A 24,329-nucleotide genomic window follows, 5' to 3' on the forward strand; every position below is an offset into this window, starting at 1 on the left:
TATGAATTTATAGGGGTTTATCAATGTTATCTTCTTATCATGCGCAACAAGATTTAATTGTTATAAAAAACAATATTCAAGATATGTTATTATATTTAAATAAAATTGTATCCAGTGGAATGATTGAAATAAAAAAAACATATTGTTTTATTTTATCAAGTCGATATGGAATTATTGATAATATAGAATTATATAATTATGTAAATAGTTTAGTCACTACTTATGATAATGGGCGTCAATCTATTGTTTCTTCTAGCGATATTTCTATTAACGGAATTCAAAAATCTATTAATCAATCAGTTAATATAGTTAAATATACACAAATTGATAAAAATTTTGGATTACCTCATTATGATTTATTATTTAAAAATAAAAAAAAAATAAATTTATTTTTTCCACATGTATTTAATTTAGATGAAATTAAGGATTTAGTAAATAAAGTTGATTCATCTGCTTTAAGATTTGATTCTAAAATAATTAATACAGAAGGATCTACTTTTGAATATTTTATTAATGTGCGAGTTTTAGGGAATAGTTTTGGATGGATTGGTACATATTTATCAACATATTATTGTTTATCAAGTTGTGTTGTTGCGGGTCATAATGAATCTATGGAAAGAGATTTTTTTTATACTGTCTCTAGAGATTTTTATGATTTAGATGACCCAGAACGTGTTGGTTGTTCTAGTGCTAAAAAGAGTTTATCTAAATTACACTCTAGAAAAATACACACTCAAATTTCTCCAGTAATATTTATTTCAGATATAGCATACAAGTTATTTAGTTATTTAGTTAGCGCTATTCAAGGTTATTCCGTATATAAAAAATCAACATTTTTATTAAATTTTTTAAATAAGAAAATTTTTCCTAGTTGGTTAGATATTTCTGAAAATCCCTTTTTAGAAAAAGGTCTATCATCTCGTTTATTTGATGGCGAGGGTGTAGCTACAGTTAGAAGAAAAATTGTAGAAAAAGGTATTTTAAAAACATGGTTATTAGATACATATACAGCAAATCAATTAAAAATGAATAGTACTGGTCATTCTGGTGGAATTTGTAATTGGATCGTATCTGGTTTTCAAGAGAACTGTTCATTTAGCGAGCTTTTAATAACAATGAATCGTGGTTTATTAGTTACTGAATTATTAGGTGATGGAGTTAATATTGTTACAGGAAATTATTCTCGAGGAGCCTGTGGCTTCTGGATAGAAGGAGGAAAAATAAAATATCCTGTTCATGAAATTACTATATCTGGTAACTTATTAGATATGTGGAATAATATTTCCTTAATGTCTAATGATGTTAATAAAAAAAATAATATTCATAGTTCATCTGTGTTAATAGATAAAATGCAAATTTCTGGTAATTAAATAAAATTTATCTATAAGATATAATCAATTTGATAATGATTATATCTTTTACAGATTATAAAGTTGATCTATAAGCCGGGTTCTGTTTAAAACAGTCATTTATCTAGATTAACAATCACTCATTAATTCAAGCAGCCTACCCGAAGGGGTATATTATAAGGGACTATATCCTTCTATCTGGCCTTGCTCCTAGTGGAAGTTTACCGTGCCAAAATTGTTACCAATTTTGCGGTGAGCTTTTACCGCACCGTTTCACCTTTTCCTACTACAATATTGTAAATATTAATATGATTTTATAATAGGTAGTTTATTTTCTGTTGTACTAGTCGTAAGATTTCTCTTCCCAGGTGTTACCTGGCACTATGTCCCTACGGAGCCCGGACTTTCCTCTTTTTAATATAAAAATATTAAATAGCGACTGTTCAATCAACTTTTTTAAATTTATTTATAATTGCATTATACAGAATATTTTTAGGATATCCATATATTTTTGAGACAATTTTAATTGCTGAACTTACGGAAGTTTCTTTTTTTATTATATTGATTATTTTAAATATTTTTTTAGGTATAGATTGAATTTTTTTTTCTTTTATACCGTTAATGATGATTGTTATTTCACCTTTTTTCCAGTTATCGTCATTGCTAATTTTATCTAGTATTTTATCTGCTGCTCCTCTTTGAATATTTTCCCATTTTTTTGTTATTTCTTTTGCAACTAATATTTTTCTTTTTTTTCCCATAATTTTTTTAATTAATTTAATAGTATTAATTAATCTTTTGGGTGATTCATATAAAATAATAGTACGTTTTTCTTCACTTAATTTTTTTATTTGATTTTGACATAATTGTTTTTTTTTGGATAAAAAACCTTCGTAGCAAAATTTATTAGATTGCAATCCAGAAGCGCTTAATGCTGTTATAGCTGCGCAAGATCCTGGAAGTGGAACTACACGAATATTATTATCATATGCATATTTAATTAATAAAAATCCAGGATCATTTATAACAGGAGTTCCTGCGTTAGAAACAAGTGCAAGATTATTTCCGTCTTTAAGTATATTAATATAATCTTGAGTTTTTTTTTTTTCATTAATAATATTTAAAGTTAATAATTTGTTTTTAATAAAAAAATAGTTTAATAATATAGAAGTATGTTTTTTGTTTTCTGTGATAATGTAATCTACTTTTTTTAAAATATCAATAGATCGGTATGTTATATCTAAAAGATTACCGATTGGGGTTGGAACAATATATAAGAGTCCTGTTTTATTTTTTTTTTATACATATTTATTTTTTCTTTTATTAAATTGTTTAAACATATAAAAAAATATTATATATATTTATAATAAAATGTATATAATATTTTTTATTATATTGTATATTTTATATATATAATATGATTGATTTTTAATTTAAAGGTTTTTATTATTTTATTGATATAGTTAATATACTTTTACATAAAAAATTTTTATAATTTTTTATATATTTTATAAAAAACATATTTTTTATAAATATTGATTTTTTTATTTAAAATAGGAAGAATTTGATTGAGAAGAATAGTGATTACTGGATTTGGAGTTTGCTCAAGTTTAGGTTGTGTAGAATCAGATATTGTAAAATCATTAAAAGAAGGAATTTCAGGTATATCTTTTTCTAATGAAATGAAAGAGTATGGTTTACGTAGTCATGTATGGGGAAATATTTCTAAAAATAGATTTAATGAGATACCTTACAGGTTATTGAGATTCATGAATTTTTCGTCTATGTATTCGTATATTGCTATGAAAGATTCTATTAGTAATAGTGGTTTATGTAAAAATATATATATGAAAAATCCTAGAGTAGGAGTTATTATTGGATCAGGAAGCAGTTTTATTCCAATTGATTCGTCTTTTATAAAAAAAAAAAAATATTTTTATCCAGTGACTCCATATAGCTTAATTAAGAGTATGCCTTCATCTATTTCAGCTTGTTTAGGTGCTTTTTTTGAAATTTATGGAATAAATTATTCTATTAGTTCAGCTTGCGCAACTTCGGCTCATTGTATTGGAAATGCCTATGAATTAATTTTATCTGGAAAGCAGGATATTATTTTTGCAGGAGGAGGGGAAGAATTAAGCTTGAATTTGGCTCATCAATTTGATGTAATGAGAGTTTTATCTGTAAATTTTAATCAACAGCCAAATTTTTCTTCACGTCCTTTTGATAATAATCGTGATGGATTCGTAATTTCTGGAGGTAGTGGAGTTTTAGTTTTAGAAGAACTTCACTGTGCGTTATCACGAAAAGCTAATATTTATGGTGAAATAATTGGTTATGGATCGACTTGTGATGGAGAAAGTGTTGTGCATCCATCTGGAGATGGATTTGTTCGCTGTATGAGTGAAGCTATAAAAAATATTAATGGTTCAGTTGATTACATTAATGCACATGGTACCTCTACTAAAATTGGAGATATTAAAGAATTAATTGCTATTAAAACTGTTTTTCAAAAATATGGAATCCCGTATATATCGTCTACTAAATCTATTTCCGGTCATTCTTTAGGTGCTTCTGGGGCACAGGAAATGATTTATATTATGTTAATGTTAAAATATAATTTTATTGCTCCTAGTATGAATATTGAATCTTTAGATCCGATTGCTAAAAATATGAATATTGTTCGTAATAGTACAAATTATAATATTAAAATTGCTATGTCTAATAGTTTTGGTTTTGGGGGTACAAATGTAAGTTTAGTTATTAAAAGATATCCTTAATAATAGGAGAATATTCTCTGTTATATAAGTTATGAGTATTTTTTAATATTTTTATTTAGTTTGATGAATTACCTGTATAATATTTAAGATTCTTTTTGTCATGAATTTTATTTAATTCTATAATTAAAATAAATATTTATATTTTTTATATTCGTATATTATTCTAATAATTTTTATTATTAATTATTTTTAAAAGGAAAGATTTATTATGGATCAACTAGAATGTTTAAAGAAACATACCATAGTGGTAGTAGATAGCGGGGATATAGATTGTATCAAGAAATATCGTCCTAATGATGCAACTACAAATCCTACATTAATTTTAAAAAGTGTTTTATCTAAAAAATATGATTATATTATTAATAACGCAGTTCAATATGCACAGAAAAACGGTGGATCTCGATTAAAAAAAATACAAAATGCTTGTGATATGACTGCAGTAGGGTTTGGTATTGAAATTCTAAAATATATACCAGGTTATATTTCTACAGAAATTGATGCTCGTTTATCGTTTGATAAGGATTTATGTATTAAAAGAGCCATAAAAATAATTCAATTATATAAAGATAATGGGATAGATTCCTCTAGAGTATTAATTAAATTAGCAGCAACATGGGAATGTATTCAAGCTGCTTATGAGTTAAAAAAATTAGGAATTTTATGTAATTTAACATTATTATTTTCATTTTCCCAAGCTCGAGCGTGTGCTGATGCTGGTGTTTTTCTTATTTCTCCCTTTATTGGTCGAATTTATGATTGGTATCAAAAATTTAATGATAATTCTAATTATTGTGTTGCTACAGATCCCGGAATTGTGGCATTTAAAAAAATATTTTTTTATTATAAAAAGTATAGTTATTCAACCATTATTATGGGAGCTAGTTTTCGAACATTAGAGCAAGTACTGGAATTAGTTGGATGTGATCGTTTAACTATATCTCCTGATATATTAGAACAAATTAAGATAAGCAAGTACAAAATTATTAAAAAGTTAGATAGTTGTCAAGTTTCAATAACTAATGTTAAGCCAACTCCTATATTAGAATCTGAATTTAGATTTTTACATAACGAAGATGCAATGGCTACTGAAAAATTATCTGAAGGTATTAGGCAATTCAGTTCGGATCAAATGAAATTAGAATTATTTTTTTCAGATAAATTATAATTTTAATATTTTAACTTAATAGGAAATAAAAAATATAAAAATTTTCATTATTAGAAATGTAATCTTTATAAAAAAATATTTAGGAAAAAGGAAGATGTATGTTGTCTAGAAAAGATTTATCAAATGCTTTACGTATTTTAAGTATAGATGCAATTCAAAAAGCACAGTCAGGTCATCCTGGGGCTCCTATGGGGATGGCGGATATTGCAGAAGTATTATGGCGTGATTTTCTTAAATATAATCCTGATAATCCAAATTGGTCTAATAGAGATAGATTTATTTTATCTAATGGACACGCGTCTATGTTGTTATATAGCCTACTACATCTTTCAGGATATAATCTTTCTATAGAAGATTTAAAAAATTTTAGGCAATGCTATTCTAAAACGCCCGGTCATCCTGAGTTATATTGTACTCCAGGTGTAGAGTTAACTACAGGTCCTTTAGGCCAAGGATTAGCATCAGGAATAGGTATGGCTATTGCTGAAAAATTATTTGCTCAATTTTTTAATAGAAAAAATTTTAATATTGTTGATCATTATACTTGGGTTTTTGTTGGTGATGGATGCTTAATGGAGGGAATCTCTCATGAAGCATGTTCTTTAGCTGGAACGTTAGGTTTAAGTAAATTAATTGTTTTTTATGATAAAAATGGTATTTCAATTGATGGTGAAGTAATTAATTGGTTTACTGATAATACAAAAGAACGTTTTTTATCATATAACTGGCATGTAATTGAAATTAATGGTCATGATTCAGAAGAAATTGAAAAGGCAATTCAAATTTCTAAAAATAATACTTTGAAACCATCACTGATAATATGTAATACAGTAATTGGGTTTGGGTCCCCTAATAAGTCCGGTCAATCATCTTCTCATGGAGCACCGTTAGGTGATGAAGAGATATTCTTGACTCGTAAACAATTGAAATGGGAACATCCTCCCTTTTTTATACCAGAGAATATTTATTCCGCTTGGAATCATAGTGAGAAAGGTAGGTCTGATGAATTATTATGGAATTCTCTGTTTTCTGAATATACGTTAAAATATCCTGATTTATCTCAAGAATACCAGCGTCGTCTTAAAGGAAAGCTGTCCCCTCGTCTACGCTCTACTTTAGATAAATTTTTATTAGAATTAAATGCAACTAAAAAAAATATTTCTACACGGGAAGCATCTAGAAATTTTTTAGAGTATTTTGGAAATCTATTACCTGAGTTGATTGGAGGATCTGCTGATTTAGCTCCTAGTAATCTAACTATGTGGTCCGGGTCTAAATCAATTAAAGATAATTTTAAGGGAAATTATATTCATTATGGCGTACGTGAATTTGGAATGACTGCTATAGCAAATGGAATTTATCATCATGGAGGTTTTATTCCATATACTGCAACCTTTTTAGTTTTCGTTGATTATGCTCGTAACGCTGTACGTATGTCAGCTTTAATGAAAACTAGACATATTTTTATATATACACATGATTCTATTGGGTTAGGTGAAGATGGACCTACACATCAACCAGTTGAACAAGTTGCTACTTTAAGATATATACCTAACTTAAGTGTTTGGAGACCTTGTGATTCTATAGAAACTTCGGTTGCTTGGTTTTATGGAATTAATAGAAAAACAGGTCCGACTGCATTGATATTATCTCGACAAAATATTCTTCAATTTTCAAGAACAGAAAATCAAATAGTTAATGTTTTTAAAGGAGGTTATATTTTTAAAGAATATGGTCGAAAAATATTTTTAATTATTATTGCAACAGGATCAGAAATACCGCTAGCTATTAGTGTAGCAAAGAAATTATATAAAACATATCATTATGGAATTCGTGTTGTTTCGATGGTATCTACTGATTGTTTTGATCTTCAGGATATTGAATATCGTGAATCAGTATTACCAAAAAAAATTATAAAAAGAGTATCTATTGAAGCTGGTATAAGTGATTATTGGTATAAATATATTGGAATAAATGGAGTTAATATTGGAATTAATACTTTTGGAGAATCTGGTCCTGGAATAAATTTATTTGAAATATTTGGATTTACTGTAGATAAAATTATTACACGTATTAAAGAGAGTTTTTTTAATTAAAGACTTTTATATATCTGATAAATAATATTTTTTTAAAAATATTTCAATTTTAAAATTATGTATAAAGTAATACCTGGATAATATATGTATACTACAGTTTTGAATTTAACTCAAGAGTTAATTAATATACCTTCTATTAGTCCATCAGATTTAGGTTGTCAAGAAATTTTAATAAATAGATTAAAATCTAATGGATTTTTTATAGAAAGAATGAATTTTAAGGATACAAAAAATTTTTGGGCTTGGCGAGGAGTTGGGAGAACCATTACTTTTGTTGGTCATACCGATGTTGTTCCTGCGGGTAATAAAAATAATTGGAATACCCCTCCATTTACATCTACCATATCAAATGGCATGCTTTTTGGTAGAGGGGCTGTAGACATGAAAGGTTCAATAGCCGCTATGTTCATTGCTGTAGAAAATTTTATTAAACAAAAACCTAATTATAAGGGTCGTATATCTTTTTTAATTACTTCAGACGAGGAGTCTTCCGGTAAAAATGGAACAAAAAAAATTGTTTCTATTTTGAAAAAAAGAAAAGAAAATATTGATTATTGTTTAGTTGGAGAGCCTACTAGTGAAAAAAAATTAGGAGATTGCATAAAAGTTGGGCGTCGAGGATCAATATCAGCAGATTTAACAATATATGGGAAACAAGGTCATGTGGCTTATCCTAATAAAGTCATAAATCCAATTCACTCAGCTTTGCCATTTTTATTAGATTTATCTAGTTTTTCCTTTGGTTATGAAGACGATTTTTTTGATCCTGTTACCATACAAATTTCAAAGATATGTTCGGGGGCAAACTATACATCTAATATGGTTCCTGGAGAGTTACAAGTTTCTTTTAATATTCGTTTTGGTAGTTCTGTTACAGATAAAGAAATTATTGACATAGTTCAAAAAATTCTTTTTAAATATTCTTTTAAATACTTAATTTCTTGGAAATTACATGCTAAGCCATTTTTTTCTATTCCTCGTAAACTTTGTAGTGTACTTACTCAGAGTATATATAAGAATGTTAATATAAGACCTACTCAAAAGACCAATGGAGGTACATCTGATGGTAGATTTTTTTTTAATTGGGCTAAAGAGATAGCTGAATTTGGGTTATTAAATTTGACGATTCATCAAGAAAATGAGTGTGTTAACATTTTAGATTTATTTAGATTACAAAAAATCTACTATGACATTTTAAATAAATTATTTTACAAATAATTATATTTTAAAATTATAAAAAGTTTTTAATAAATATTTTAATCAGTTATTTTAATTATATTAATATGTTATTTTTAGAACAAAATATTCTTATGCAATGATATACGACAATTTTATCATTGCATAAGAAAAGGTATCTATAAAATAAAATAATATAATAATCTTTATTATAGTTAATAGTTTAGCTATAAATATTTTATTATTTTTTTTTATTGATTAGATGGTTCATTAAAGATAATTTTAATTATTAGTGAGTATATAAATTCATTGAACTGATTACTTCTTTTAAAATTTTTTTATTTTTACAAGATAACGGAGTTAAAGGCAATCTTAATGAAGATGTTTTTATTAACCCAATATATTTTGCGGCCCATTTTATAGGTATTGGATTAGTTTCTTGAAATAACAGATGGTGCAAGATACTTAATTTATTATTGATATTTCTTGCTTGGGCAAAATTCCCAGCTAATGCTAATTTACACATTTTTGTCATGTCATATGCCGCAATGTTAGCTGTAACAGATATTACTCCTTTCCCTCCTAATTGAATAAAATCTAAAGCAGTTGTATCATCGCCACTTATTAACAGAAAATTGTTTTTTGCTAGTTTTTTAATTTGATTAATTCGTGATAAATCACCTGAAGCATCTTTTAATCCAATAATATTTTCTATTTTAGAAAGTTTAATAATAGTTTGAGGTAATAAGTCGCATCCTGTACGATTAGGTACATTATATAATATTTGTGGTAAATCTGTATTTTCCGCAATAGCTTGAAAGTGAAGGTATAATCCTTTTTGAGTTGGGCGATTATAATATGGAGTAACATTTAAGCATGCAGCGATACCAGATTTTTCAAGTTTTTTAGTTAAAATAATGCTTTCTGCTGTTGCGTTTGATCCTGTTCCAGCTATAATTGGTATTTTTTCATCAGCAAATTCTAGTGTATTCATAATGACATTTGTATGTTCATTTTGATTCAATGTAGCTGATTCCCCAGTGGTTCCTACAGAAACTATGGCATTTGTTTTATTTTTAATATGGTAATGAACAATCTTTTTTAAACTTTTTTTGCAAAGATTTCCTTTATCATCCATAGGTGTAATTAGAGCAACAATACTTCCTTTAAACATTTTTATGATTCCTTGTAAAAACAAGAATATGTATAATTAATGTGATAATGCTATTATAGCGATTAAAATATTGTTTTTGCTAGAATAATGATATATTTGAATATATTGATAATGCGGAAAATTATTTTTATCTTATTAGGATAAATTTTATTAAATTTTTTTGAATTATATTAAATAATATTGAAGAATCTGATAAACTAAAATCTTTAGTTTATTTGTTTTATTTATTTAAATTTTTTTATCAAATAGCTTTTTAAGCTAATTTTATTTTTATAAGTCTTGTTTTTTTATTGATTTTGTTAGTATTTATATTTTTATTTTCCACATTGAGCTCGAAAACGTAAAGCGTGATCCATTAATGTAATTGCTAGCATTGCTTCTGCGATAGGTACTGCTCGAATGCCTACGCATGGATCGTGTCTTCCTTTAGTGATAATGATAGCTTCTTCGCCTGATTTGTTAATTGTTTTTCCTGGAATCTTTATACTAGAGGTAGGTTTAAATGCTGCTTGTACTATTATATTATCTCCATTACTAATTCCGCCTAAAATTCCTCCAGAATGATTACTAGAAAATCCATTTTTTAAAATTTCATCTCGATGTAAATCTCCAGTTTGTTCTACAACTTTTATTCCGTCACCTATTTCTACAGATTTAGAAGCGTTAATACTCATAATTGAATGAGCAATATCTGCATCTAGTCGATCGAAGACAGGTTCCCCTAAACCGATAGGGACATTTTCTGCAATGATAGTTATTTTAGCACCGATAGAATTTCCAGATTTTTTTATATTTTTAATAAATTTTTTTAGTTTATCGACTTTTTTAGGATCGCTACAGAAAAATGGATTATTTTTTACTTCTTTCCATGAATAAAATGGACAATGAATAGGACCTAGTTGAGATAAATATCCTCTAATAATAATATTATATGTTAGTTTTAAGTATTTTTTTGCAATTGCCCCGGCTGCTACTCGAATAGCAGTTTCTCGAGCGGAAGATCGTCCTCCTCCTCTGTAATCTCTAATTCCGTATTTTTTTTCGTATGTAAAATCTGCATGATTGGGACGATATATATTTTTAATATTTGAATAATCTTGAGATCGTATATCTGTATTTTTGATGTATATTCCAATACTTGTTCCTGTAGTTATTCCATTAAATGTGCCTGAAAAAATTTCGATAGTATCTAGTTCTCTTCTCTGTGTAGTGAAGGGAGAAAACCCCGGTCTTCTTTTGTTTAATTCGTGTTGTATGTCATCGTTTTTTAAAGGAAGTCCGGGTGGTACCCCATCAATAATTCCTGCTAGTAATGGACCATGTGATTCCCCGCAGGTTGTAACTTTAAATATTTTACCAATAGTATTTCCTGGCATCGTATTATCTTCCTTTATATATAAATTATATAGGTTTCTATTCTTATTAAAACAATTTCTATTATAATATCTTCTCTATTTAAAATAAATAAATAAATAACTATATACGCTATATATGTATATATATTTATATATGAATATAAAGTTATTTTTTTGTATAATAAAGTATTTTATTTGAAATAAGTATTTTTTGAAAAATTATTTGTTTATTTGTATTACTTATTTTAAATAATATTTATTTTATTTGAGGTTATAGTTTTTTTCAATTTTATTAATATTGTAAATATTTTGGAAGATTTAGATATGAAAAAAAATAATTTTATTAACGTAAATGCAAAAAGAATATTTCTATATTACATGAAAGGGGTAAAGAAAATAATGCAAGATAAAATTTATCCGGTGAATCAAACAGAGAATACCAGAAGACAGAAATTGTATAATAAAGGTATATTAGAACAGGAAGCGCATAGTTTTTATTTTAAAGATATTTCAGATGATAATTCGTTACTGTTAACTAATAACCCGACCTGTTTTGTTCGTAATCCATGTTATAATTTAGATTTAAAGAAATTAAAAAATGGTGAATATCTTCCTGAGATTATTTTAGATTTACATGGAATGAATTTATTTCAAGTAAAAACAGAGTTAGGAAAGTTAATTACAATTTGTCATCAAAAAAATTTTTTTTGTGCTAGCATTTTGCACGGACATGGAAAAAAAATATTAAAAAAACATATTCCATTTTGGCTTTCTAAACATCCTGATATTATTGCTTTTCATCAAGCTCCAAAGACATTTGGTTATGATGCTGCAATTTTAGTTTTTATAAAAAACGATCATATTTAATAATTATATTGATAAATTTTAGGGAATTTTTAAAAACACTATAATATTAGTATTTATACTTTATAAAAAGGTTTATTATTTTTAGAGTAAAAATAAGAGTTTTTGTGATTTTATTTATAATAAATAGCTTATATATATTATTATTGTATAATAATATTATTTTAATAAAAATTTTATTTTTTATATGGAAATATAAAAATTATTATTAATATAAACCTTAATGCTTCATTACAATTAATTTTTTAAAATTTTATTTGTCGATATTATAATATCGATTATTTTTATAATAAAACAAGAATATTGTGTTTAGAAATATTTAGATTAATATCTATTAATATAGAACATATAGTTCATAATAGTGATGTATTTACGAGATTATGTAATTGTAATCTAATTAGATTGGTATTATTATTGTTTTTTAAATATATATTTTTATACAGTTAGTTTTTTTTATTAAGATTTTTCTTAGCGAAATAGGATTAAAAAATTGAATAGAAAACGTGTACGTTTGGCTATACAGAAATCAGGGCGATTAAGTTATGATTCGCAAAATTTATTAAAAAGCTGTGGGTTAAAAATTAATTTACAAAAATCTAGTCTTATCGCTTTTGCTGAAAATATGCCAATTGATTTAATGTTGGTTCGAGATGATGATATACCAGGTTTAATTATGGATGGTGTAGTAGAATTGGGAATCATAGGATCGAATGTTTTGGAAGAAAAATGTTTAACGAGACTCTGTTCTAAAACTAGTGTTCCCTATACTATTTTACAAAACTTAGATTTTGGAATTTGTCGTTTATCTTTATCTGTTCCATTAGATATGGCATATTCTAATATAGAGTGTTTAAAAAATGCTCGCATTGCAACTTCTTATCCTAATTTATTAAAAAGATATTTTGATAAAAAAGGAATTCCTTTTAAGCCTTTTGTTTTAAATGGTTCTGTAGAAGTGGCATATAATTCTGGTTTGGCAGATGCAATATGTGATTTAGTTTCTACAGGAGCGACATTAGAAGCAAATGGATTAAGAGAAGTAGAAACAATTTATAATTCTCGAGCTTGTTTAATATCGCGTGAAGAACAATATATGTTTCCAGAAAAAAAAAAAATTATTCAGAAACTGTTAAATCGAATTCAAGGCGTTATTAAAGCTCGAGAATCTAAATATATTATGTTGCATATTGAAAGAAATAAACTAAAAAAGGTAACGGACTTACTGAAAGGTGCAGAACAACCGACTATTTTAGAATTGTCAGGAAATTCTAGTAAAGTTGCATTACATGTGGTAAGCAGCGAAACTATTTTTTGGGAAACTATGGAGAAATTAAAATTATTAGGCGCTAGTTCTATATTAGTATTACCTATAGAAAAGATGATGGAATAATATAATTATGTTAAATATTAATAAAAATATTGTTAATTGGCATTTATTGACAAAAAAAGAACAATTAGTTTTACTGTCCAGACCTAGTATTAATACTAATGCTAAAATTAAAAAATCTGTTTCAAAAATTATTAATAATATTAAAAAATATGGTGATTCTTCTGTTCTTAATTATAGTTTAAAATTTGATCAAATAAGTATAGAGAATTTTTATACTCCACAAGAAAAAATTGATCGTTCTTCTCTTTTGGTTTCCAGGTCTTTTAAAAATTCAGTTGCAATAGCAAAAAAAAATATTGAAATATTTCATTCAAAACAACTTTATTCAGACTTAGAAATTGAAACATATCCCGGAGTTTTTTGTCAGTTAATTAAAAGACCTATTGATTCAGTAGGATTGTATGTCCCAAAAGGATCTTTTCCTTTAATTTCAACAGCTTTAATGTTATCGATTCCAGCGAAGTTAGCTGGATGTCCAAATATTACACTTTGTTCCCCTCCTCCTATTAGTAACGAGATATTATATATTGCAAAAATATCTCAAATTCATAGAGTTCTTGAGTTGGGGGGAGCACATGCTATTGCAGCTTTAGCTATTGGAACAAAGACAATACATAAAGTAGATAAAATTTTTGGACCAGGAAATATTTTTGTTACAGAAGCTAAACGTCAAGTTAGTCAATGTATTCCATGTATTTCTATTGATATGCCCGCAGGTCCTTCAGAAATGTTAATTATTGCTGATCAGAATGCTAATCCAGTATTTGTTGCTTCTGATTTATTATCTCAATGTGAACACGATAATAATTCACAAGTAATATTAATAAGTTCAAGTCAAGATCTTTTATCTGCAGTTCTCTATGAAATTAAAAATCAATTCTCCTCTTTATCCAAAAAAAATATTATTCTACATTCATGGAATAATAGTAGAGTTATCTATGCCAAATCGTTGCAAGAATGTTTTAAAATATCAAATTTTTATTCTCCAGAACATTTAATTTTGCATATTCGAAATTCAAGGAAATTTTTACCCAATATAAAAAATGCAGGATCGGTTTTTTTAGGAAAATGGACGCCAGGTGCTGCTGGTGATTATATTACTGGAGTTAATCATGTTTTACCAACATATGGATATTCTAACACTTATTCTACACTTTGTGTATCTGATTTTCAGAAATTCATTACAGTACAAAAAATGAAAAAAAAATCTTTGATCAATTTATCAAAATATATTTCAGAATTATCATTAACAGAAGGAATGGATGCTCACAATAAATCTATACTAATTCGGACTGATTTTTTAAAAAAATAAATTTTACATAATGAGTTAACGTAATATGAAAAAATTAATTCCTAAGTATATATATAATTTACAACCCTATCAGTCAGCGGGGCGGATTGGCTTAAAGGGGGGCATACAGTTAAATGCTAATGAGTCACCGTGGAATAATACAATTCAATGTAAACATAATCATTTAAATCGATATCCAGAATTTCAACCATATAAGTTATTACAGTTATATTCTCAATATTCAGGTGTCTCAATAAATCAAATTTTGATTACAAGAGGAGCTGATGAAGGAATTGAGCTTTTAGTAAAGGCATTTTGTAATCCTATTCATGATAAAGTTATGTTTTTTCAACCTACATATGATATGTATTCTGTAGTTTCTAATATCTTTAATATAAGAGTTGTTAATATTCCGCTTTTTTCAAATTTTCAATTAAATTTACCCGAGATTCAAAAAAATATTAATGATGTTAAATTAATTTTTTTTTGTAATCCCAATAACCCAACTGGAAACTTAATTTCAAAAAAAGATATTATTAAGATTTTTTCTATTATTACAAAAAACACACTAATTGTTATTGATGAAGCATATATTGAATATTCTATTAAAAATAGCTTTTTAATTGCATTAAAGAAATCTAATAATTTAGTTATTTTAAGAACATTATCTAAAGCTTTTGGACTAGCATCATTAAGATGCGGTTTTGTAATTTCAAATATTAATATTATTAATATATTAAAAAAAGTGATAGCACCATATCCAATTGCTACTCCTGTATCAGAAATTGCTATAAACGCATTAAGTTTTAAAAATATTGAAAGAGTAAAAAATAATATAATAAAAATCAAAAAAAATAAAAAATTTTTAATTAAAAATTTATCATTTTATTCGTTTATACAATTTATTTTTAAGAGTCAAACTAATTTTTTGTTAATTAAGTTTTTTCAATCACGAAAAGTTTTTGAACATATTATATCACACGGGATTATTATTCGTGATCAATCACATAAGTCAGGTTTAAAAGATTGTTTAAGAATATCTGTTGGAACTATGAAAGAATGTAGAGAATTACTTACTGTTTTATCTCTTTTTAAAGGAAAAAAAATATACAATGAAAAAAAAATTTTTATTCATTGATCGTGATGGAACTTTAATTCGAGAACCAAAAGAAACATTTCAAATAGATTGTATTGACAAATTTTTTTTAGAAAAAGATGTAATTGTTTCTTTATTAGAATTAATAAATTTAGGTTATCAATTGGTTATGATCACTAACCAGGATGGGCTTGGTAGTAATTCCTTTCCTTTAAGTAAATTTAGAAAAATACAAAAATTATTGTTAAGTATTTTTTCTTCACAAAATATTTTTTTTAAAAGTATTTTAATTTGCCCACATTTTGAATATGATAACTGCAATTGTCGAAAACCTAAAACTGAATTAGTGAAACATTGGATAAATAATATTAATATTGATAAAAAGAATAGTTATGTGATTGGAGATAGAAATACAGATATTCAGTTAGCTCGAAATATGGGTATTAACAGTTTTTTGTATAATTCTAAATCTTTTTCATGGAAAAATATTGTTTCTCAATTAAAATATCCTAACCGATCATCAGAAGTATTTAGGAGTACAAAGGAAACAAGAATATTTATTAAGGTTAGCTTAGATAATCCAATAAAGAGTTATATCAATACTGGTATTAATTTTTTTGATCATATGTTAGATCAAATTAGAATACATAGTGGTATTTTTATGTATATTGATGTTAAAGGGGATTTATTAATTGATGACCATCATACTGTTGAGGACATTGGGATTACTTTAGGTGAGGCATTAAAAAATGCTCTTGTAAATAAATTAGGTATCTCTAGATATGGGTTTACTTTACCTATGGACGAAAGTATTTGTTCATGTATTATTGATATTTCTGGTCGTTCTTTTTTAGAATTTTATGCTGTTTTTAAAAATAAATATGTAGGTGATTTAAGTGTTTGTATGATCGAGCATTTTTTTTATTCACTGAGCCAGTCTATGAAGATTACATTACATCTTCATGTTTATGGTAAGAATGATCATCACTGTGCAGAAAGTATGTTCAAAGCATTTGGTTGTGCTTTAAGACAGGCTATTTTTTTAAAAGGGAATCATTTTTTACCTACTTCAAAAGGTTTATTATAATGTCTATTGTAATTGTTAATACAGGTTGTTCTAACTTATATTCTATTAAAAATTCTGTGCAAAGATTAGGTTATAGAGCAAGTATTACTGATCAATTATGTGATATTAAGCAAGCGGAAAAAATTTTTTTACCTGGAATTGGAACGGCTTCTTCAGTTTTATTTTTTTTAAATAAAAAAAATTTATTATCTTTTATAAAAAATACTAATCAACCTATACTAGGAATTTGTTTGGGAATGCAGATATTAGGATCGTATAGTTATGAAGGGAATCAATTTAATTTATTAAATAAAATACCCTGTTCTATAAAAAAATTGCCGAATATTAATTGTTCTGTACCTCATATTGGTTGGAATTCTGTAAGATATAATAATTATCATTTTTTATTTAAAAATATTGATAATGATATTCAGTTTTATTTTTTACATAGTTATTATATGCCAGATAACGATTATGCAATTTCTTTTACTACACATGGTATTAATTTCTGTTCAGCAGTAGCTGTGAATAACTTTTTTGGAGTACAGTTTCATCCAGAAAAATCAGGACGTCCTGGAGAACAATTAATTAAAAATTTTTTAGAGATATAAACAAATGATTATTCCTTCATTAGATTTTATTAAAGGTAAAATTGTACGGTTATATAAAGGAAATTATAATAAAAAAACTTTTTATAAAGTTGATATCTATCAAAAAATAGATGAATATATACAGCAAGGAGCTAACAATATACATTTAGTTGATTTGGATGGATCTAGTTGCCCTCAAAATCGTCAGAAAGAAATTTTAACAATTATTTCTTTTTTTCGTGATCGTGTTAATTTTCAAGTAGGTGGAGGTATTCGCTCAAAAAGTGATATAGAAGACTTGTTTCGAGCAGGTACTAAAAAAATTGTTATTGGAACATTAGCAATTCTAAATCCTGATAAGTTTAAGTATTGGTTAAAAAAATATGGTTGTGAAAATTTTGTATTAGCAGTCGATGTACATATTAATAATCAAAAAGAATATAAAATAGCAATTAATGGTTGGAAAAAAATTACTACTATTACATTAGATTCGATAATAAATGAATTTCTTCCGTATGGATTAAAGTATATATTATGTACAGATATTTCTAGGGATGGTACTTTTTCAGGACCAAATATATATTTATACAAATATTTAAAAAAATATTTTCCTCACATTATATTACAAGCTTCTGGTGGAATTAGTTCGTTGCTAGATTTAGATAAATTAAAAAAAAATAATATAGAACATGTTATAATAGGTCGCGCTCTTTTAGAAAGTAAATTTACTGTTTTGGAGGCTATACAATGTTGGCAAAACGTATTATAGCTTGTTTAGACGTTCAAAATGGAGTAGTGGTTAAAGGTATTCAATTTCGTGATCATAAAATTGTAGGCGAAATTCTTGAACTAGCTCAATATTATTCTGATAATGGTATTGATGAATTAGTTTTTTATGATATTTCAGCTTCACCTGAAAAAAAAATTTTAGATATTAAGTGGATTACTAGTATTTCAGAAATAATTAACATACCTTTTTCTGTATCTGGAGGTATTAGATCTGTTGAAGATGCTAGATTAATTTTATCATTAGGAGCAGATAAAATATCTATTAATTCCCCGGCACTCAATGATCCAACATTAATTAGTAAATTAGCTAATCGTTTTGGAACTCAATGTGTAATTGTGGGGATAGATTCATGGTATGATGAAATTAATAAAAATTATCAAGTTTTTAAGTATACAGGTAATCAATATAAATGTAGTTCTTCATCTTGGAAAACTATGGACTGGGTTAAAGAAGTGCAAAAGTTAGGTGCTGGAGAAATTGTTTTAAACACTATGAATACTGATGGAAAAAAGACAGGTTATGATATTAACCAGTTAAAAGAAATACGAAAAATTTGTTCAGTCCCGCTGATTGCTTCTGGAGGAGCTGGTAGTGTAAATGATTTTTTTGATGTATTTAGATTGACCGATGTTGATGGTGCTTTAGCTGCTTCTGTTTTTCATAAAAAATTAATTTCTATCTCTAGTTTGAAGAATTTTTTAGCCCAAAAAGGAGTAATAGTTAGAAAATGTTGATATCAAAAAATATAAATCATCTTAATTGGAATAAAATGAATAATATGATTCCAGCTATTGCGCAACATTATATTTCTGGCGAAATATTAATGTTTGGATATATGAATCAGAATGCTTGCGCACAAACCATCAATAATAAATTATTTACGTTATATTCTCGAAAGAAAAACAGATTATGGATTAAAGGGGAAAAATCGAAAAATTTTTTACATGTTAAGCACATTACAACTGATTGTGACAATGACGTTATTCTAGTAAAAGTGAAACCGGATGGAAAAACTTGTCATTTAAATAAATTTAGTTGTTTTGATTCCTCTGAACTAGCTCATTCTTTTTTATATAAATTAGAAAAGATAATTAAAATTAGAAAAAATAATTATTTAAATAAATCTTATATTAAAAATTTATTTACTCTTGGAAGAAACCGTATTGCTCAAAAGGTTGGTGAAGAATCAATAGAGTCAATAATTGCTTTTCTAGAAAATAATCGCGTTAATGTAATCAATGAAGTATCTGATTTATTATTTCATGTATTAATTTTATTGCAAGATATGAATATAGATTTTAAATCAATTATTTTAAATTTAAAAAATCGTTCTCATGATTAATTTTTTAATTTTATCTTTTTATTAAATTATTATGTCAATAAAAATAATTTTTAGTGAGGAACATATGGCTAAAAGTAGTGTTGGTATTATCGGAATGGGTGTGATGGGAAAAAATTTAGCTCTTAATATAGCAAATCATGGATATTTTGTTTCTGTATTTAACCGATCTGATAGTGAGACAATGAAACAATTATTTCAAAAATCGATAGATCGTTTATTTCCATATCTTTCTATAAAAGAATTTATTTATTCTTTGAAAAAACCGCGGTGTGTTTTATTAATGATACAATCTGGTACTCCAATTGATATCATGATAGAAACGATATTACCATTCTTACAGGAAGGTGATATTATTGTAGATGGGGGAAATTCTTTTTATAAAGATACTATTAAAAGATTTAATTTTTTAAAAAAAAAACAAATTCAATTTTTAGGAGTAGGGATATCAGGAGGAGAAGAAGGAGCTTTAACAGGACCGGCTATTATGCCTGGAGGAGATAAAAAGGCATATCAGATAATTTCTCCAATTTTAAAAACTATTTCAGCTAAGTATAATCAAGAGGCATGTGTAAAATATATTGGACCAAATGGTTCAGGGCATTATGTTAAGATGGTTCATAATGGTATTGAGTATAGTGATATGCAGTTGATTTCAGAAGCGTATTTTTTGTTAAAACATATAGCTGGTATGGGAAACATTGAATTATCTAATACTTTTGATAAGTGGAATCAAGGGGAATTATCTAGTTATCTTATTGAGATTACTGGAAATATTTTACGTAAAAAAGATATTGAGAATAATTTTATTATTGATTATATTTTAGATTCAGCTTCTAGTAAAGGAACTGGTCTATGGACAGCTAAAAGCGCATTAGATTTAAATGTTCCATGCTCGGTGATTACAGAATCAGTTTTTTTAAGATATCTTTCTTCTTTAAAAGCAAACCGGATGATTGCATCTACAATTTTATCAGGGCCTTTAGTAAATAAAATTAAAAATTTTAATAAAATAGTATTTGTTGAAGATATTCGAAAAGCTTTATATTTAGGAAAAATTATTTCTTATGCTCAAGGTTTCTCTTTAATGAAGCGGGCTTCTGAATATTACGATTGGAATTTAAATTTTTCGAATATTTCTAAAATTTTTCGTGCTGGATGTATTATTCGAGCAGATTTTTTAAATGAAATTGTTCAAGCTTATTCGAGTAACAATAATATAATTGATTTATTATTTGCGCCTCAATTTAAAGATATTATTAATGTTTATCAAATTTCTCTACGAAATATTGTAATTACAGCTATTGGTTGTGGAATTGCTGTTCCATTGTTTTCTAGTGTTTTATCATATTACGATTCTTATCGAACTATTGATTCTCCAGCAAATTTAATACAAGCCCAACGAGATTATTTTGGAGCTCATACTTACGAAAGAATTGATAAAATTGGTTCTTTTCATACAAACTGGATAGATTATTAGAATAAAATTTTTATATATCATATATAGAGTGGTCGATATAAATTTATAGATATTTTGAATATTTTGATTTTTGTGTATATAGTTATATACATATGTTATATTAGTTGATAGGTACTTTTTAAAAAATAGCTTATTTTTAACTTGATAGAATATTTATTTCTTAATAAATTTTTATTAATTTAGATAAATAGTAAGCTACTTTTTGATAAATGAAATTCTTTTTAACAAATATTTTTATTTAAAAGCGGTCATTTTATGAATAATCCTAATCGTACAATGTTAGTAACTTGCGCTTTCCCATATGCAAATGGAGATATACATTTAGGGCATTTATTAGAACATATTCAGGCGGATATTTGGGTTAGATATCTTCGAATGAAAGGACATTCAGTTGTTTTTATTTGTTCTGATGATACTCATGGGACTGCTATTATGTTAAAAGCTAAAAGTATGAACATGAATCCAGAAAAATTAATTTCTAGCATGAAGGATCGACATCAAGATGATTTATTTAAGTTTTCTATTATTTACGACAATTATTCATCGACTCACCAAAAAGAAAACAAAAATTTATGTAATAAAATATACTATCTTTTAAAAAAAAAAAAATTCATTATAGAAAAAAATATTTCACAGTTATATGACATATCATGTGATATGTTTTTATCTGACCGTTTTGTTAAAGGAACATGTCCAAAATGTAAAGCTTCTAGTCAATATGGTGATAATTGTGATTCTTGCGGTGCTGTTTATAATGCAATAGAATTATTAAATCCTATTTCGGAAATATCACATACTACTCCCTGTATACGATTATCAAAACATTTATTCTTTAAATTATCTTATTTTTCACCATTTTTAAAAAATTGGATTGTTTCTGGATCTTTGCAACTTCCGGTTTCAAATCAATTAAAGGAATGGTTATCTTTAGGTTTACGTTCTTGGAATATTTCAAGAGATTATCCTTATTTTGGTTTTAAAATTCCTGGATATATAGATAAATTTTTTTATGTTTGGATGGATGCTTCGATTGGATATATGAGTTGTTTTAAAGAACTATGTGATATTAAAAAAGAAATAAATTTTAATGATTTTTGGTCAATAGATTCTAAATATGAGTTATATCATTTTATTGGAAAAGATATCACTTATTTTCATGGTTTATTTTGGCCGGCTATTCTAGAAGCATGCGGTTATAGAAAACCTACTAAAATATTTGCTCATGGTTATGTAACGTTTCAAGGATTGAAATTATCTAAGTCGAAAGGATTCATGATTTCTGGACGTAAATGGTTATCATGTTTTGATTCTGATTCTTTACGGTATTATTTTTCTTCTAAATTATCTAATAATATTGAAGATTTAGAAATGAATTTATATGATTATGCTAATAAAATTAATTCAGATATTGTTAACAACATTGTGAATTTAGCATCTAGGAGCGCTTCTTTTTTAAAAAAATATTTTTTTAATACTTTATCGAATGTTTTAGTTAATTCTTCTTTATATCAACAATTTACCCGTGAAGCTATATTAATTGAAGATTTATTTGAAGAAAGGAAATTTTCTAGAATTATACAAAAAATCAGATTTTTATCTGATCTTGCTAATAAGTATATTAGTCAAAAAAAACCATGGATATTAATAAAAAATCATTTATTTAAAGACAAGGTTCACAATATCTGTTCTTTTGGAATACATTTGTTTAGAGTATTAATGATTTTTTTAAAACCAATTATGCCGGTATTAGCAGAAAAAACTGAATTGTTTTTGAATAAACCATTATTATGGAGTGAAATTGATCAACCTTTATTAAGTCATAAAATTAATAATTTCTCTATTCTTTACCATCGTATTGAAAGAAGTAAAGTTGATTATTTTTTGAAAAAATATAAATAATTTTTATTTAATAATATTTGTTGTCCATATTATTTTAATATATTTTTTATTTTTAAAAGGAGGCTTATACATAGAGAATACTCCTATTCCAGCAATAAATATTTCATCATAGAATAATAATGGGATGTTATTTCTCATCCAAGGAGGGATATTATATTTTTGCCAAATTTTTTTAATATTGATTCTTTTTTTTGTTTTGTGACAAATATATTTTCTTGAAATATGAAATCGAATACTGATAGAATTTATTTTTTTAGGAGCTGGTAAATAAATATTTTTTTTATTATTTAGAATATTCTCTTGTTTATAAGTTAACTCTCCTAAATTATTTGGTAATCTTAAAGGTATAAGAATATTCTTCCAATATAAAATAGTTTTTTTGATATTTTTGTAAGGATGTATATAATATATAGTATTTTGAAATCTTCGAATCTCTTTTTTATTAAAAATTATTTTTTTATTATGATAATTTTTATTTATAATTATCTCTTGATGTAATCTTTTAATTATATTTTTTTTTATAGATTTGCTACTTCTTTTTTCTAACCATTCTTTTAAAATAGAATATATTGCTTCTATTGGTAGAGAATGAAAATTTAATAACGATAAATCTTTATTTAAAAAACTATTTTTTTTAATAAAATTTTGAACAAAAAAGTTCAAAGATTTTTGATTACTAGCTAGTATTTTCATACTATGAATACAATTTTTTAAAAAATATGGCCATCGTTCATGTATTTTAGATAAAATTATATTTCTTAAAAAATTTCTGTCATATTGAAGGTATTTATTAGATGGATCATCTATCCAAATAATTTTATTACTTGTGGCCCATGATATAATTTTTTCCTTTTTTATATGAAGCAGAGGTCGGATGATAATTATTTTTTTATAAATAGAAACAAATTTCATTCCAGATAATCCATCTGATCCTCTTTTTCTTTTTAAAGATAAAAATAGATTTTCACATTGATCATTAAGGTTATGTGCCATTAAAAGTACTTCTTTTGGTAATAAGTTTTTTTTAAAAATTTTTAATCTTTTTTTTCTAGCAGACCCTTCGATTCCGTATTTGTTTTTTTGAGATATTTGTATTTGTTTAAGAGTAATATGAATTTTATTTTTCTTGCAAATATTTTCACAATGTTTTTGCGCTGAAAGAGCATGTGGATGTAAATTATGATTAATATGTATTGCACGTATTTTTATATTATTATATTTGTTATTCCATATAATTAATTGATGTAATAATACTGTGGAATCAACGCCACCACTTAAAGCAATTAAAAATTTTTTTTGATTAGGATATTTTGAAAATAATTTTTTTATCAACATAATTTGTATTACTTAATTTTTACGTTCGAGTGGATTTGAACCACTAACTTCTACTATGTCATAGTAGCACTCTAACCATTGAGTTACGAACGTG

The 24,329-nt window shown here is 25.9% G+C and carries 20 protein-coding genes, 1 tRNA gene and 1 other RNA gene; 16 read left to right on the forward strand and 6 right to left on the reverse strand.

Translation table 11 applies throughout. The features are described from left to right. Nucleotides 1-23 precede the first annotated feature (23 nt). Nucleotides 24-1,370 carry a metalloprotease PmbA gene (gene pmbA / locus EAO23_RS00295; protein WP_158348932.1) on the forward strand — a complete coding sequence of 449 codons (1,347 nt, stop codon included), beginning with the start codon at nt 24-26 and terminating at the stop codon, nt 1,368-1,370. Between the two features lie 55 nt (nt 1,371-1,425). Here pmbA and rnpB read toward each other — a convergent pair. Next, nucleotides 1,426-1,804, reverse strand: an RNA gene (gene rnpB, locus EAO23_RS00300) — RNase P RNA component class A. Further along, nucleotides 1,793-2,620, reverse strand: a complete 828-nt coding sequence (gene rsmI / locus EAO23_RS00305) for a 16S rRNA (cytidine(1402)-2'-O)-methyltransferase (RefSeq protein WP_158348934.1) — start codon at nt 2,618-2,620, stop codon at nt 1,793-1,795. Before rsmI ends, rnpB begins: the two co-directional genes overlap by 12 nt. 297 nt (nt 2,621-2,917) lie before the next feature. Between rsmI and EAO23_RS00310 the strand changes: the two genes are divergently transcribed. The 4 genes from EAO23_RS00310 to dapE all read left to right on the forward strand — a co-directional run bounded on the left by EAO23_RS00310 (nt 2,918) and on the right by dapE (nt 8,608). Continuing rightward, nucleotides 2,918-4,129, forward strand: coding sequence for a beta-ketoacyl synthase N-terminal-like domain-containing protein (locus tag EAO23_RS00310; protein WP_158348935.1), 1,212 nt, complete (start codon nt 2,918-2,920; stop codon nt 4,127-4,129). 208 nt (nt 4,130-4,337) lie between these two features. Further along, on the forward strand, nt 4,338-5,294 hold the full coding sequence (gene tal / locus EAO23_RS00315) for a transaldolase (protein ID WP_158348937.1): 957 nt from the start codon (nt 4,338-4,340) through the stop codon (nt 5,292-5,294). Nucleotides 5,295-5,392: 98 nt separating this feature from the next. After that, entirely contained in the window at nt 5,393-7,390 is a 1,998-nt protein-coding gene (gene tkt / locus EAO23_RS00320; RefSeq protein ID WP_158348938.1) for a transketolase, read from the forward strand. An 84-nt stretch (nt 7,391-7,474) separates the two neighbouring features. After that, nucleotides 7,475-8,608, forward strand: coding sequence for a succinyl-diaminopimelate desuccinylase (gene dapE, locus EAO23_RS00325; protein ID WP_158348940.1), 1,134 nt, complete (start codon nt 7,475-7,477; stop codon nt 8,606-8,608). 247 nt (nt 8,609-8,855) lie between these two features. On the opposite strand, the gene dapA is transcribed toward dapE, so the two are convergent. Beyond that, nucleotides 8,856-9,740 carry a 4-hydroxy-tetrahydrodipicolinate synthase gene (dapA, locus tag EAO23_RS00330; RefSeq protein ID WP_158348941.1) on the reverse strand — a complete coding sequence of 295 codons (885 nt, stop codon included), beginning with the start codon at nt 9,738-9,740 and terminating at the stop codon, nt 8,856-8,858. Between the two features lie 314 nt (nt 9,741-10,054). Next, entirely contained in the window at nt 10,055-11,116 is a 1,062-nt protein-coding gene (gene aroC / locus EAO23_RS00335; protein WP_158348942.1) for a chorismate synthase, read from the reverse strand. Between the two features lie 303 nt (nt 11,117-11,419). Between aroC and smrB the strand changes: the two genes are divergently transcribed. The 11 genes from smrB to metG all read left to right on the forward strand — a co-directional run bounded on the left by smrB (nt 11,420) and on the right by metG (nt 22,900). Continuing rightward, nucleotides 11,420-11,962 carry an endonuclease SmrB gene (gene smrB / locus EAO23_RS00340; RefSeq protein ID WP_158348944.1) on the forward strand — a complete coding sequence of 181 codons (543 nt, stop codon included), beginning with the start codon at nt 11,420-11,422 and terminating at the stop codon, nt 11,960-11,962. A 487-nt stretch (nt 11,963-12,449) separates the two neighbouring features. Continuing rightward, a complete protein-coding gene (gene hisG / locus EAO23_RS00345; protein ID WP_158348945.1) occupies nt 12,450-13,349 on the forward strand; it encodes an ATP phosphoribosyltransferase in 900 nt (299 codons plus the stop codon). A gap of 7 nt (nt 13,350-13,356) precedes the next feature. Then, complete coding sequence (gene hisD / locus EAO23_RS00350; RefSeq protein WP_158348946.1) at nt 13,357-14,661, forward strand: histidinol dehydrogenase; 1,305 nt, start codon at nt 13,357-13,359, stop codon at nt 14,659-14,661. A 25-nt stretch (nt 14,662-14,686) separates the two neighbouring features. Next, on the forward strand, nt 14,687-15,778 hold the full coding sequence (gene hisC, locus EAO23_RS00355; RefSeq protein WP_158348947.1) for a histidinol-phosphate transaminase: 1,092 nt from the start codon (nt 14,687-14,689) through the stop codon (nt 15,776-15,778). Continuing rightward, nucleotides 15,753-16,823, forward strand: a complete 1,071-nt coding sequence (gene hisB / locus EAO23_RS00360) for a bifunctional histidinol-phosphatase/imidazoleglycerol-phosphate dehydratase HisB (RefSeq protein ID WP_158348948.1) — start codon at nt 15,753-15,755, stop codon at nt 16,821-16,823. Before hisC ends, hisB begins: the two co-directional genes overlap by 26 nt. Further along, on the forward strand, nt 16,823-17,413 hold the full coding sequence (gene hisH, locus EAO23_RS00365; protein ID WP_158348949.1) for an imidazole glycerol phosphate synthase subunit HisH: 591 nt from the start codon (nt 16,823-16,825) through the stop codon (nt 17,411-17,413). Before hisB ends, hisH begins: the two co-directional genes overlap by 1 nt. Before the next feature lie 4 nt (nt 17,414-17,417). Beyond that, on the forward strand, nt 17,418-18,161 hold the full coding sequence (locus tag EAO23_RS00370) for a 1-(5-phosphoribosyl)-5-[(5-phosphoribosylamino)methylideneamino] imidazole-4-carboxamide isomerase (RefSeq protein WP_158348950.1): 744 nt from the start codon (nt 17,418-17,420) through the stop codon (nt 18,159-18,161). Next, nucleotides 18,140-18,916 carry an imidazole glycerol phosphate synthase subunit HisF gene (gene hisF, locus EAO23_RS00375; RefSeq protein WP_158348951.1) on the forward strand — a complete coding sequence of 259 codons (777 nt, stop codon included), beginning with the start codon at nt 18,140-18,142 and terminating at the stop codon, nt 18,914-18,916. The genes EAO23_RS00370 and hisF overlap by 22 nt, the downstream gene beginning before the upstream one ends. Then, complete coding sequence (hisIE, locus tag EAO23_RS00380) at nt 18,910-19,524, forward strand: bifunctional phosphoribosyl-AMP cyclohydrolase/phosphoribosyl-ATP diphosphatase HisIE (protein WP_158348953.1); 615 nt, start codon at nt 18,910-18,912, stop codon at nt 19,522-19,524. The genes hisF and hisIE overlap by 7 nt, the downstream gene beginning before the upstream one ends. Nucleotides 19,525-19,588: 64 nt before the next feature. After that, complete coding sequence (gnd, locus tag EAO23_RS00385) at nt 19,589-21,001, forward strand: decarboxylating NADP(+)-dependent phosphogluconate dehydrogenase (RefSeq protein WP_158348954.1); 1,413 nt, start codon at nt 19,589-19,591, stop codon at nt 20,999-21,001. A 255-nt stretch (nt 21,002-21,256) separates the two neighbouring features. After that, nucleotides 21,257-22,900 carry a methionine--tRNA ligase gene (gene metG / locus EAO23_RS00390; protein WP_158348956.1) on the forward strand — a complete coding sequence of 548 codons (1,644 nt, stop codon included), beginning with the start codon at nt 21,257-21,259 and terminating at the stop codon, nt 22,898-22,900. A 3-nt stretch (nt 22,901-22,903) separates the two neighbouring features. Here metG and tilS read toward each other — a convergent pair whose 3' ends face one another. After that, a complete protein-coding gene (tilS, locus tag EAO23_RS00395; protein ID WP_158348962.1) occupies nt 22,904-24,235 on the reverse strand; it encodes a tRNA lysidine(34) synthetase TilS in 1,332 nt (443 codons plus the stop codon). A gap of 20 nt (nt 24,236-24,255) precedes the next feature. Continuing rightward, nucleotides 24,256-24,328 (reverse strand) — tRNA-Val (locus EAO23_RS00400). Between the last annotated feature and the right edge of the window lies 1 nt (nt 24,329).

The organism is Buchnera aphidicola (Cinara strobi), assembly GCF_900560745.1.
GTDB classification, from domain to species: domain Bacteria; phylum Pseudomonadota; class Gammaproteobacteria; order Enterobacterales; family Enterobacteriaceae; genus Buchnera_F; species Buchnera_F aphidicola_AJ.

What these genes read in the sequence shown, in the direction of transcription:
- smrB (WP_158348944.1), top strand. Translation starts at nt 11,420, where the DNA reads ATGAAAAAAAATAATTTTATTAACGTAAATGCAAAAAGAATATTTCTA.
- hisF (WP_158348951.1), top strand. Translation starts at nt 18,140, where the DNA reads ATGTTGGCAAAACGTATTATAGCTTGTTTAGACGTTCAAAATGGAGTA.
- metG (WP_158348956.1), top strand. Translation starts at nt 21,257, where the DNA reads ATGAATAATCCTAATCGTACAATGTTAGTAACTTGCGCTTTCCCATAT.
- tilS (WP_158348962.1), bottom strand. Translation starts at nt 24,235, where the DNA reads ATGTTGATAAAAAAATTATTTTCAAAATATCCTAATCAAAAAAAATTT.
- gnd (WP_158348954.1), top strand. Translation starts at nt 19,589, where the DNA reads ATGGCTAAAAGTAGTGTTGGTATTATCGGAATGGGTGTGATGGGAAAA.
- tal (WP_158348937.1), top strand. Translation starts at nt 4,338, where the DNA reads ATGGATCAACTAGAATGTTTAAAGAAACATACCATAGTGGTAGTAGAT.
- dapA (WP_158348941.1), bottom strand. Translation starts at nt 9,740, where the DNA reads ATGTTTAAAGGAAGTATTGTTGCTCTAATTACACCTATGGATGATAAA.
- aroC (WP_158348942.1), bottom strand. Translation starts at nt 11,116, where the DNA reads ATGCCAGGAAATACTATTGGTAAAATATTTAAAGTTACAACCTGCGGG.
- hisIE (WP_158348953.1), top strand. Translation starts at nt 18,910, where the DNA reads ATGTTGATATCAAAAAATATAAATCATCTTAATTGGAATAAAATGAAT.
- hisC (WP_158348947.1), top strand. Translation starts at nt 14,687, where the DNA reads ATGAAAAAATTAATTCCTAAGTATATATATAATTTACAACCCTATCAG.
- hisH (WP_158348949.1), top strand. Translation starts at nt 16,823, where the DNA reads ATGTCTATTGTAATTGTTAATACAGGTTGTTCTAACTTATATTCTATT.
- EAO23_RS00370 (WP_158348950.1), top strand. Translation starts at nt 17,418, where the DNA reads ATGATTATTCCTTCATTAGATTTTATTAAAGGTAAAATTGTACGGTTA.
- tkt (WP_158348938.1), top strand. Translation starts at nt 5,393, where the DNA reads ATGTTGTCTAGAAAAGATTTATCAAATGCTTTACGTATTTTAAGTATA.
- pmbA (WP_158348932.1), top strand. Translation starts at nt 24, where the DNA reads ATGTTATCTTCTTATCATGCGCAACAAGATTTAATTGTTATAAAAAAC.
- hisD (WP_158348946.1), top strand. Translation starts at nt 13,357, where the DNA reads ATGTTAAATATTAATAAAAATATTGTTAATTGGCATTTATTGACAAAA.
- dapE (WP_158348940.1), top strand. Translation starts at nt 7,475, where the DNA reads ATGTATACTACAGTTTTGAATTTAACTCAAGAGTTAATTAATATACCT.
- hisB (WP_158348948.1), top strand. Translation starts at nt 15,753, where the DNA reads ATGAAAAAAAAATTTTTATTCATTGATCGTGATGGAACTTTAATTCGA.